The 10,868-nt window shown below is 74.8% G+C and carries 9 protein-coding genes; 3 read left to right on the forward strand and 6 right to left on the reverse strand.

Features of this window, described 5'->3' with window-relative positions; genetic code table 11:
• A partial coding sequence (locus tag KIK08_RS12615) for a sigma factor-like helix-turn-helix DNA-binding protein (protein WP_214403277.1) occupies window positions 1-701 on the forward strand: 701 nt, incomplete at its 5' end.
• A gap of 36 nt (window positions 702-737) precedes the next feature.
• Complete coding sequence (locus KIK08_RS12620) at window positions 738-2,084, forward strand: VWA domain-containing protein (RefSeq protein ID WP_214403278.1); 1,347 nt, start codon at window positions 738-740, stop codon at window positions 2,082-2,084.
• Between the two features lie 73 nt (window positions 2,085-2,157).
• Here KIK08_RS12620 and KIK08_RS12625 read toward each other — a convergent pair whose 3' ends face one another.
• The 5 genes from KIK08_RS12625 to mftF form a co-directional block, all read right to left on the reverse strand.
• On the reverse strand, window positions 2,158-2,937 hold the full coding sequence (locus tag KIK08_RS12625; protein WP_214403279.1) for an SRPBCC family protein: 780 nt from the start codon (window positions 2,935-2,937) through the stop codon (window positions 2,158-2,160).
• A gap of 77 nt (window positions 2,938-3,014) precedes the next feature.
• Window positions 3,015-3,866, reverse strand: a complete 852-nt coding sequence (locus tag KIK08_RS12630; protein WP_214403280.1) for an FAD binding domain-containing protein — start codon at window positions 3,864-3,866, stop codon at window positions 3,015-3,017.
• The gene (locus KIK08_RS12635; protein ID WP_214403281.1) at window positions 3,863-6,352 is read right to left on the reverse strand and encodes a xanthine dehydrogenase family protein molybdopterin-binding subunit; all 2,490 of its coding nucleotides are present in this window, start codon (window positions 6,350-6,352) and stop codon (window positions 3,863-3,865) included. Before KIK08_RS12635 ends, KIK08_RS12630 begins: the two co-directional genes overlap by 4 nt.
• Before the next feature lie 3 nt (window positions 6,353-6,355).
• Window positions 6,356-6,874: a (2Fe-2S)-binding protein gene (locus KIK08_RS12640; protein ID WP_214403282.1), complete on the reverse strand. Its 519-nt coding sequence runs from the start codon at window positions 6,872-6,874 to the stop codon at window positions 6,356-6,358.
• A gap of 286 nt (window positions 6,875-7,160) precedes the next feature.
• Complete coding sequence (gene mftF / locus KIK08_RS12645) at window positions 7,161-8,642, reverse strand: mycofactocin biosynthesis glycosyltransferase MftF (protein WP_308257607.1); 1,482 nt, start codon at window positions 8,640-8,642, stop codon at window positions 7,161-7,163.
• 201 nt (window positions 8,643-8,843) lie between these two features.
• Between mftF and KIK08_RS12650 the strand changes: the two genes are divergently transcribed.
• On the forward strand, window positions 8,844-10,022 hold the full coding sequence (locus KIK08_RS12650; RefSeq protein ID WP_308257608.1) for an alkaline phosphatase family protein: 1,179 nt from the start codon (window positions 8,844-8,846) through the stop codon (window positions 10,020-10,022).
• A gap of 32 nt (window positions 10,023-10,054) precedes the next feature.
• Here the strand turns inward: KIK08_RS12650 and mftE are convergent, their stop codons facing one another.
• Window positions 10,055-10,753 carry a mycofactocin biosynthesis peptidyl-dipeptidase MftE gene (gene mftE, locus KIK08_RS12655; protein WP_214403284.1) on the reverse strand — a complete coding sequence of 233 codons (699 nt, stop codon included), beginning with the start codon at window positions 10,751-10,753 and terminating at the stop codon, window positions 10,055-10,057.
• Between the last annotated feature and the right edge of the window lie 115 nt (window positions 10,754-10,868).

Raw genomic sequence — 10,868 nt, forward strand, 5'->3', positions numbered from 1 at the left:
CGGACGACCACCGGGTCGCCCTCGGCGCGGCCGACCCGTCGGTGCCATGGCTGCAGCCCGCGCCCGACGCGGCGCTGGGCGCCGACGACCCGGCGGCGGTGGTCGCCGGCCGGGCGGGCGTGCGACTGGCGCTGATCGCCGCCCTGCAGCTGCTGCCCGCCCGGCAGCGGGCCGTGCTCACCCTGCGCGACGTGCTGGGGTTCCGCACCGCCGAGGCCGCCGAGATCCTGGGCACGACCGAGGCCGCCGTCGACAGCGCGCTGCGCCGGGCCCGGCAGCGGCTCGCCGCGGTCGCCCCCGTCGAGGACGAGCTGGCCGAGCCGGACGGGGACGTGCAGCGCGCCCTGCTCGCCGGCTACGTCGACGCCTTCACCCGGGCCGACCCGGACGCGCTGGTGGGGCTGCTGCGCGCGGACGTCGAGCTGGAGATGCCGCCGATCCCCACCTGGTTCACCGGCCGGGCCGCCGTCGTCGGGTTCCTCGGGGCCCGCGTGCTGCGCCACCCCGACCGGTGGCGGATGGTGCCCGTGCGGGCCAACGGCCAGCCCGCCGCCATCATGTACGAGCACGTGGGCGGCGACTGGGTGGAGCACGGCGTCACGGTGCTGACCGTGCGCGGCGACCGGATCGCCCGCATCACCGCGTTCAACGACCCGGCGCTGGTGCCCACCTTCGCCCCGTCACGCGCGCCCGGGGGGTGACCCGGTCCGCGCGGGCCCGGCTGGCATCCTCGCGGGGTGGCGAGCCTGAGCAAGGGCGCGAACCTGCCGGTCGACGCGGCGAGCGTGCGCGTCGAGCTGTCCTGGGCGGCCGGGCCCGACGGGCCCGACATCGACGCGTCCGCGCTGCTGGTCGCCGCGGGCGGTGGCGTGCGCACCGACCACGACCTGGTCTTCTTCAACCAGCCGGAGCACCCGTCGGGGGCCGTGCGCTACCTCGGCGTGCCCGGCGACGCCGAGGACTCGGTGCGCGTGGAGCTGGGCCGGGTCGAGGACGACGTGGCGCGGGTCGTGATCGCCGCCTCCGTCGACGACGGCAGCTTCGCCGACGTGCGCGACCTGCGGCTGCGCGTGATCGACACCGCCGACGGGCGGGAGATCGCCGACTTCGCGATGACCTCCACGACCGAGACCGCGGTCATCGGCGGCGAGCTCTACCGGCGCGGGGACGGCTGGAAGTTCCGCGCGGTGGGGCAGGGCTACGCCGCCGGGCTGGGCGCGCTGGTGGCCGACTTCGGGATCGCCATCGCCGAGGAGGAGGTGCCGGCGCCACCGCCCGCTCCCGCACCACCGCCACCGGCTGCACCCGCGCCACCGCCACCGCCACCGCCCGCCGAACGGCAGGCACCCGCCCCGCCACCGGTGCCGCCGCCGACCGTCCCGACCGAGGAGCCGCCGCCCCGCGTCCCGCTCGACCCGGAGTCCGTGCGCCGGCAGTCGGTGCGGGACTCGCTGGCCGCGCACGGGCTCGAGCACGTCCGCGCGCGGATCGTGCTGGTGCTCGACGCGTCGCTGTCGATGGGCTGGCTCTACGAGCACGGCGTCGTCGCGCGCCTGGTCGAGCGGGTGGCGGTCCTCGGCGAGCACCTCGGCGGCCAGGTGCAGGCCTGGACGTTCGCCGCCAAGCCCGCCCGGCTGCCCGACCTGTGGCTCGACGACCCCGGCCGGTGGAGCGCACTGCACGCCAGGGTCGGCTCGACCCGCCGCCGGCAGCGCGGGCTGCAACCGGGCCAGGTCGACATGGGGCGGGTCGGCGCCTTCAACAACGAGCCGAAGGCCATCGCCGAGATCCGCAAGACGATCGACCGCGACCGCACCGAGGACCCCCGGCCGACCCTGGTGCTGTTCTGCTCCGACGGCGGCATCACCCGCGACGACGACATCCGCCGCCAGCTGCGCTCCGCGGCGTCGGTGCCGGCGTTCTGGCAGTTCGTCGGGCTCAGCGACGCCGACTACGGCGCGCTCCCCGACCTGGCGCGGTGGATGGACAACGTGGGGTTCTTCGCCGTCGACGACATCGACGCCGTACCCGACCCCGAGCTGTACGACCGCCTGCTCGCCGACTTCGCCGCCACCCACCGCTGAACGCCGGGAAGGCCACCTCCCCGGCGTCCGGCGCGGGGAAGGTGGCCTTCCTGGTGTGCGGTGAACTGGGAACTCAGCTGCCGGAGCGGCTGCGCCGGATCAGGAAGATGATCAGCAGCAGCAGGCCGCCGGCGATCACCGGGGCGAGCCGCTTGAGGACCGGGGCGCCCGCGGTGTCGAGCAGGTCGATCGCGTCGATCTCGCTCTTCATCGGCCCGGACGGGCTGGCCGTCGACGCGGGCTTGGTCGCGCCGGCGGTGGTGGTCGCCGTGGTCGACGGGACGATCCCGGTGGCCGTGCCGCTGGTCGGCTTCGCGGTGCTGCTGGACGTGCCGTTCGGCGAGCCCGCGGCGGCCGGCGCGGCGCTGGACGCGCTGCCCCCGGACGCGGCCGGGGCGTCGGTGGCCTGCGGGGTCAGCTTCTCGGCCACGCAGGACGCGAACTGACCGATGATCTTGTCGGCGACGTCGGAGATGACCCCGCGGCCGAACTGCGCCGGGCGGCCGGTGATGGTCATGTCGGTGACCATGGTGACCGCGGTCTTGTCCGGGCCGTCGGCGACCATCGAGCCGGTCACCGTCGCGCTGGCGGTGCCGTTGCCCCGGGAGTCGCGCCCGGAGGCCTCGATGATGACCTTGTGGGCCTCCTCGTCCCGGCTGACGTAGGTGCCCTTGCCCTTGTAGGTCAGCGAGATCGGGCCCAGCTTGACCTTGACCGTGCCGGTGAACGAGTCGCCCTCGTACTCGGTCAGCGTGGCCCCGGGGAAGCAGGGCGCGATGGTCTGGGGCGTGTTGAGCGCCTCCCACGCCTTCTCGATCGGCGCCTCGATGGTGAACTTGTTCTCCAGCTGCATGAGCTCTCCTCGGGTAAAAGCGAGCGGACGTCCGCCCCGGTGCCCCGGAGCGGACGTCCGCTGTGCAAAGCGTCGTATCAGCCCGCCGCGGCGAGCACCGCGCGGCCGGTGAGCACCCTGGCCAGGTGCTCACGGTAGTCCGCGGCGGCATCCGCGTCACTCGGAGCCGCCGTGCCCTCCGTCGCACGATCGGCTGCCGTCCGGATGGCCTCCGCACTCGCCGGTTGCCCGATCAGGGCCTGCTCCACACCCGCGGCCCGGATCGGGGTGGTGCCCATGTTGGTCAGGCCCACCCTCGCCTCGGCGATCGTGCCGCCCTCGACGCGCACCGCGGCCGCCACCGCGCACATCGACCAGGCCTGCGCGGTGCGGTTGAACTTCTCGTAGTGGCTGCCCCAGCCGGTGTACTTCGGGAACCGGATCTCGGTGAGGATCTCGCCCTCGCCGATGGCGGTGGTGAAGTAGTCCACGAAGAACTCCGCGGCCGGCACCGTGCGGGTGCCGGTCTCGCCGGCGATCACCATCTCGGCGTCCAGCGCGAGTGCGGGCGCGCCCAGGTCGCCGGCCGGGTCGGCGTGCGCGAGCGAGCCGCCCAGCGTGCCGCGGTGGCGCACCTGGTTGTCGGCCACCGTCTCGGTCGCCTGGGCCAGCAGCGCCACGTGCTGCGTGACCAGGTCGTCGCGCAGGATGTCGTAGTAGGACGTCATCGCGCCGATGGCGATGCGGTCGCCGTCCTCGCGGATGCCGCGCAGCTCGGGGATCCCGCCGAGGTCGATGACCAGCGACGGGGCCGCCAGCCGCAGCCGCAGCACCGGCAGCAGGCTCTGCCCACCGGCGATGATCTTGGCGTCGTCGCCGCCCTCGCGCAGCGCCCGCACCGCGTCGGCGACCGACGCCGGCTTGACGTAGTCGAACTTGGCCGGGATCACTGGACCTCTCCCTGGGGGTTGTTCGGGTCGATGGAGCCGAGGCCGGCACCCGGCGAGTGGGTGTCCACCGGGGTCTCCTGGGTGGCGCGGCCCTGGGCCTCCTGGATGGCCCGCCACACCCGCTGCGAGGTGGTCGGCATCTCGATGTCGGTGACGCCGAACTGGCGCACCGCGTCGAGCACCGCGTTCACGATCGCCGGGGTGGAGGCGATCGTGCCGGCCTCGCCGACGCCCTTGACGCCCAGCGGGTTGGTCGTGGCCGGGGTGCTCACCACGGCCGTGTCGAAACTGGGCAGGTCGGCCGCCGAGGGCAGGGTGTAGTCGACGAACGTGCCGTTGACCAGCGTGCCCTGCTCGTCGTAGTTGGCCTCCTCGAACAGCGCCTGGGCGATGCCCTGGGCCAGCCCGCCGTGCACCTGGCCCTCGACGATCAGCGGGTTGATCACGACGCCGACGTCGTCGACGCAGACGTACTTGCGCAGGTCGACGTGGCCCGTCTCGGTGTCGATCTCGACGGCGGCCAGGTGCGTGCCGTGCGGGAAGGAGAAGTTCTCCGGGTCGTAGACCGCGTCGGCGTCCAGGCTCGGCTCCATGCCCTCGGGCAGGTCGTGGGCCATGAACGTGGCGAACGCGATCTCCTGGATCGCCTTGCCCTTGTCGGTGCCCCGGACCGTGAACGAGCCGTTGGCGAACTCCAGGTCGTCCTCGGCGGCCTCCAGCAGGTGCGCGGCGACCTTCTTGGCCTTGGCGATGACCTTGTCGACGGCCATGGTGATCGCCGGGCCGCCGACGGCCAGCGACCGCGACCCGTAGGTGTCCAGGCCCTTGGGCGAGATCTGGGTGTCGCCGTGCAGGATCTCGACGTCCTCGAACGGCACGCCCAGCCGGTCGGCGACGATCTGGCTGAACGCCGTCTCGTGGCCCTGGCCGTGCGCCGACGCCCCGGTGATGACCTCGACCTTGCCGGTGGCCAGCATCCGCACGCTCGCGGCCTCCCAGCCGCCCGCGCCGTAGGACAGCGAGCCGAGCACCCGCGACGGGGCCAACCCGCACATCTCGGTGAACGTCGAGATGCCGATGCCCAGCTGGACCGGATCGCCGTTGCGGCGGCGCTCCTCCTGCTCGCGGCGCAGGCCCGCGTAGTCGAAGGTCGCCATGGCCTGGTCGGTGGCCTGCTCGTAGTTGCCCGAGTCGTAGGTGAGCCCGACGACCGTGGTGAACGGGAACTCCTCGTGCGGGATCCAGTTCTGCTGGCGCAGCTCCATCGGGTCGCGGCCGAGCTCGACGGCCAGCTCGTCCATGATCCGCTCGATGGCGAAGGTGGCCTCCGGGCGCCCGGCGCCGCGGTAGGCGTCGGTCAGCGTCTTCGTGGTGAAGACGTTGGTGCAGGTGAACTTCAGCGCCGGGATCCTGTAGATGGCGTTGAACATGAACGCGCCCAGGATCGGCACGCCCGGCCCGACCAGGCCCAGGTAGGCGCCCATGTCGGCGAGCAGGTGCACGTCCAGGCCGGTCACCGTGCCGTCGCGCTTGGCGGTGATGGTGATGTCCTGGATCTGGTCGCGGCCGTGGTGGGCGGCCAGCAGCGACTCCGAGCGGGTCTCGGTCCACTTGACCGGCCGGCGCAGCTTCTGGGCCAGCGCGACGCAGAGCATCTCCTCGGGCAGCACGCCGATCTTGCCGCCGAAGCCGCCGCCCACGTCCGGGGCGATGACCCGGACCTTGGACTCCGGCACGCCCATCGTGACCGTGGTCATCGTGCGCAGGATGTGCGGGATCTGGGTGGCCGCGTAGATGACCATCTGCTCGCCGGTCGGGTCGACCACGCAGGACCGCGGCTCCATGAACGCCGGGATCAGCCGCTGCTGGCGGAAGCGCCGCTTGACCACGACCGAGTCGGGGTCGGCCTCGGCGGCGGAGATCGCGTCGGCGACGCTGCCGCCGGTGCCGGCCTCGCCGGAGTCGAACACCCAGGTGGCGTTCTCGTTGGTGCCCAGGTCGGGGTGCACGAGGGTGGCGCCCTCGGCGAGCGCGGCCTCCATGTCGAGGACCGGCTCCATCTCCTCGTAGTCGACGTCGACGAGGTCGGCGGCGTCGCGGGCCTCGGCGGCCGAGCGGGCGACCACGACGGCCACGCCCTCGCCGGCGAAGTGCACGGTGTCCGAGGCCAGCAGCGGGCGCTGCGGGGCCTTCATGTCCGGGGTGATCGGCCAGGCGCAGGGCAGCCCGACGGACTCGACGCCCAGGTCGGTGGCCGTGTAGACGCCGATGACGCCGGGCGAGGCCGCGGCCTCGGCCTTGTCGACGCCGAGGATCTTCGCGTGCGCCAGCGGCGAGCGGACGACGTGGACGTGCAGGGTGCCCTGCGGAGTGATGGCGTCGGTGTAGCGGGTGCGGCCGGTGATCAGGCGCGCGTCCTCCTTGCGGACGCGGGCCTTGCCGACCTCGGGGGAGGGCGTCGTGGTGGGTTCGGCGGTCGTCGTCATGTGTTAGTTGCCCCCTCCGGCGACCGACGCCGGGGTCTGCGCGTCGGCGGTGGCGCCGGGCTTCATCTTCTGGGCCGCGGACTGCACGGCCCGCACGATGTTCTGGTAGCCGGTGCAGCGGCAGAGGTTGCCCTCGATGCCCTCGCGGACCTCGCGCTCGTCCGGGTCGGGGTTGTCGCCCAGCAGGTCGACCGCCTGCATGATCATCCCGGGCGTGCAGTAGCCGCACTGCAGGGCGTGGTGCTCGTTGAACGCCTCCTGCACCGGGTGCAGCTTGCCGTCCCTGGCCAGGCCCTCGATGGTGAGGACCTCGCCGCCGTCGGCCTGCACGGCCAGCACGGAGCAGGACTTCACGCTCTGCCCGTTGAGGTGGACGGTGCACGCACCGCAGTTGCTGGTGTCGCAGCCGACCAGGGTGCCGGTCTTGCCGAGGCGTTCCCTCAGGTAGTGGACCAGCAATGTGCGGGGCTCGACGTCGTCGGCGTAGTTCACGCCGTCGACGGTGACCCGGACCTGTGCCATCAGCTTCTCCTCGAACCGCGACGACAGCGCCGCGCTGGGCTCCCGGGGACCGTCCGGACGCGGTCGGTCGGACAACGACCTCGGCGTCCGGTGCCGACCACTCCGTTGTGGCGGCGACCACATCACACCGCCGATGATCGACGGGTGCAAGTGATCCGCGGGTCAGGGTGCCCCCATCGGGGAGGCACAGCTCACATGCGCCCACGGCGAGTCCGACCCCGATTCCGCGCTGGCGGAACGAATACCCGTTCGCCACCGCAGAAGCGGAGCCCTACCCCTTCTTCGATCAACTATTCGGACTAACCCTGCGGGCGGGGCGGGGACTTCCGCGCCCGTTCGTCCCCGGCCGAGCGGATCGCTCCGAACGGCCGGACGCCCCCGATCCGACCGGACGCAGCGGCTGCACCGTGCGGTGTCGCCAGGCCCCCCACCACAGCCCCGCCCCGTAGCCGAGGTCGTCCAGCCGACGGGCCAGCACGAACCGCACCGGATCGAGTTCGGCGCGGCGCTGCGGGTCGCGGTGCCGCCACCAGTCCACGACCCCCTCGACCACCGCGATCGCCAGCACCCGGCGGCGGACCCGGCGCGAGAGCAGCGCCGCCACCACCGAGACCGGCCAGTAGTGCCGCGTCACCGCGTCCGCGGTCTGCGCGACCGTGCCCAGCGCACCCGATCCGACCAGCCGCGCGGCCGTGCGCCGCGGGCTGCCCAGCCGCTCCAGCCGCCGGGCCAGCCGCTCGGTCGCCCCGGCTCCCACCACCGCGGCGGCCAGCAGCGACCACGGCCGGGCCAGCACCACCAGCCCGGCGATCGCCGCGCCCGACGGGCTGAGCACCATCGGCGGCACCGCGCCGTGGTGGCGCAGCGCGAGCGGCGCCGCGCCGGTGCCGTAGTAGGCCTTGCGCAGCCACCACTGCGCCGGCCGCGTGCGGTGGTCGTGCGCGACCCGCGACGACGGCTCGTAGCGCAGCCGCCACCCCGCCGTGTGCAGGCGCAGCACCAGGTCGACATCCTCGGCCACGTGCATGCCCTCGTCGAAGCCCGCGCCCGCGGCGTCGCGGCGGACCACCATCGCCGCGCTCGGCACGTACGCGACCCGGCTGCGCGGCACCACCAGCGCCGGGTCCGGCCCCAGGTCGAGCGACGAGCGCAGCGCCTCGTAGCGGCCCAACCACCCCCGCACCGGGGCCAGCGCGACGATCCGCGGCGCCGCCAGCCCGACCGCCGGATCGGCGAACGCGGCCAGCAGCGGGTCCAGCCACCCCGGCTCGGGCACCACGTCGGAGTCCAGGAACGCGACCAGCGGCGACGTCGCCGCGGCCAGCCCGGTGTTGCGGGCGGCGGCCGGCCCCCGGCTGCGGCCGTGGCGCAGCACCGACGCCCCCACCTCCGCCGCGACCGCCCCGATGGCGCCCGGATCGGCCGACCCGTCGTCGACGACGAGCACGCGCATGCCGTCGAGCGCGGCGAGCAGCCTGCGCAGGCCGTCCACGCGGTCGCGGACCGGGACGACGACCGTCACCTCGTCGGCGACCGGCACCGCCCCCACCGGCACCTCGACCGGGTGCGCGATGCCGGCGTCGAGGAGCTTGCGCACCAGCGCCGCCGACGTCGGACCGTCCACTGTGGTCGTCCCGTCGGCGCCCACCAGCCGCGCGGCGGCCGGGGCCAGGTGCATCATCCGCGGCGGCGCCCCCCCGACCAGCACCGCGCCGCCGTCGAGGCGCAGGGCCTGCCGGTCCAGCCGCACCACGGTCCCCCGCGGCACCCGCGCCTCCCCCGGCCCCCCACCCGCCCCTCCACCCACGCCCCGACCCTATGCCCGCGCCCCCACCCCGGCTCCCGTAGTTCAGGAAAGCCACGATGCTGCCCTCTGAGGGCAGCATCGTGGCTTTCCTGAACCGGGGGCGGCCAGGAGCGAGCGCGGACGGGGGCGACGCGCGGCCCGTCCATCTGCGAGGCTGCGGGGGTGAGTCCCACCGCCGGCCTGCACGAGGAGCCGCTGCTGCCCCGCTACGGCCGGCGCTCGCTGGCCGAGGTCATGCCGGCCATCCTCGCCGCACTCGCCGTGCCGGCCGAACCCGACGCGCCCGAGGGGTCGGAGCTGGAACTGCCGGCGGTGCGGGCCGTCGCGCTGCTGCTCGTCGACGGCCTGGGCGCCGACCTGCTGCGCCGGTTCCCCGACGACGCCCCGTTCCTGGCCGGCCTCCCCGACCTCGGCCCGCTCACGGCCGGGTTCCCGTCCAGCACCTCGATCAGCCTCGCGTCACTGGGCACCGGCGCCCCGCCCGGCGCGCACGGTGTGGTCGGCATCAGCTTCCGGACCGGCGACGAGCTGCTCGACAGCCTGCGCTGGACCACGCACGGCACCGGCGAGAGCGTCGACCTGCGCGAGGAACACCCGCCCGAGCAGGTGCAGCCGCTGCCGACGGCGTTCGAACGGGCGGCCGCGGCGGGCGTCGCGGTGACGGTGGTGTCGCAGCGGCAGTTCCGGGGCTCCGGGCTGACCAGGGCGGCGCTGCGCGGCGGGCGGTTCCGGGGGACGCTCGCGCTCGGCGACCTCGCCGCCGAGATCGTCACCGCCGTCGATCGGCCCGGCCGCCAGCTCTGCTACGGCTACCACTCCGAGCTCGACGGGCTCGGCCACCTGCACGGGCCGGGCAGCCTGCCGTGGCGGATGCAGCTGGCCCAGGTCGACCGGCTGGCCGCGCGGATCGCCGAGGAGCTGCCGGCCGGCGCGCTGCTGGCGATCACCGGCGACCACGGCATGGTCGAGGTCGACCGGCGCTTCGACTTCGACCGCAACTCCGACCTGCAGCGCGGGGTGCTGCTGCTGGGCGGCGACCCGCGGGCCCGGCACGTGTACGCCCGGCAGGGCGCCGCGGACGACGTGCTCGCCACCTGGCGCGAGGTCCTCGGCGACTCCGCCTGGGTGCTGTCGCGGGAGGAGGCCGTCGCCCGCAACTGGTTCGGCGACGTCGCCGAGCGCACGACCGCGCGCCTGGGCGACGTCGTGGTCGCCACCCGCGGCACGGCGGCGGTGACCCGCTCGGAGGCCGAGCCGCTCATCTCCGGCATGCCCGGCCAGCACGGCTCGCTGACCCCGGCCGAGCAGCTGGTCCCGCTGCTGGTCAGCGGCCCGTCCTGAAGGATCGGCGGGACACGCTCGACGGCGCCGACTCAGAGGCGGCCGTTCGCGTCCGGCTCCCACCCGGCGAGCCCGGCGCGCAGGTCGGCGGCCATCTCGTCGAGCAGCCGGCGGCCCTCGGCGGCACTGGCCCCGGTCGGGTCGCCCAGCACCCCGTTGCGGCTGACCGCGGTCACCCCGCCGCGGCGCAGCGCGGGCAGCAGCTCGCGCAGCGGCGCGGTGTTGCCGGGCTGCGCCGCCCCGCTGCGCACCACCGACGGGTCCAGCTCCAGCAGGATCGAGGTCTCGGTGCGCCCGGCGTGCGCGTCGCCGCCGGGCACCGCGCAGCCGTACCAGGCCACGTCGCGGCCCTCGTGGCGCAGGGTGTCGACCGCCGCCGGCACGGTGGGCAGGTTGCCGCCGTGGCCGTTGACGAACACCAGCCGCGACGCCCACGCCGCCGCCGACCGGCCCAGCTCCACCAGCACCACGCGCAGCGCGTCGTGGCCGATCGACAGCGTGCCGGGGAAGCCCTCGTGCTCCCCGGAGGCGCCGTAGGCCAGCGGCGGGGCCAGCAGCACCGACGGGTCGCCGTCGGCGGCGCGGCGGGCCACCGCCGACGCGATGCGGGCGTCGGTGTCCAGGGGCAGGTGCGGGCCGTGCTGCTCGAGGGAACCGACCGGGACGAGGACGGTGCGCGGGGCCGGACCGTCCAGCTCGACCCAGGTGCGTTCGCCCAGGCGCCCGGTCACCGCGCCCCTGCCGGGCCGGGGCGCGGAGCGGGGAGACGGTGGGCGGAGCGGCAGCGCACGACCGAACCGTAGCGAGCGCGGACCCCGTCACCAACGCCGCCGACGCCCGATCGCC

This window comes from Pseudonocardia lacus, from assembly GCF_018531445.1.
Lineage (GTDB): Bacteria > Actinomycetota > Actinomycetes > Mycobacteriales > Pseudonocardiaceae > Pseudonocardia > Pseudonocardia lacus.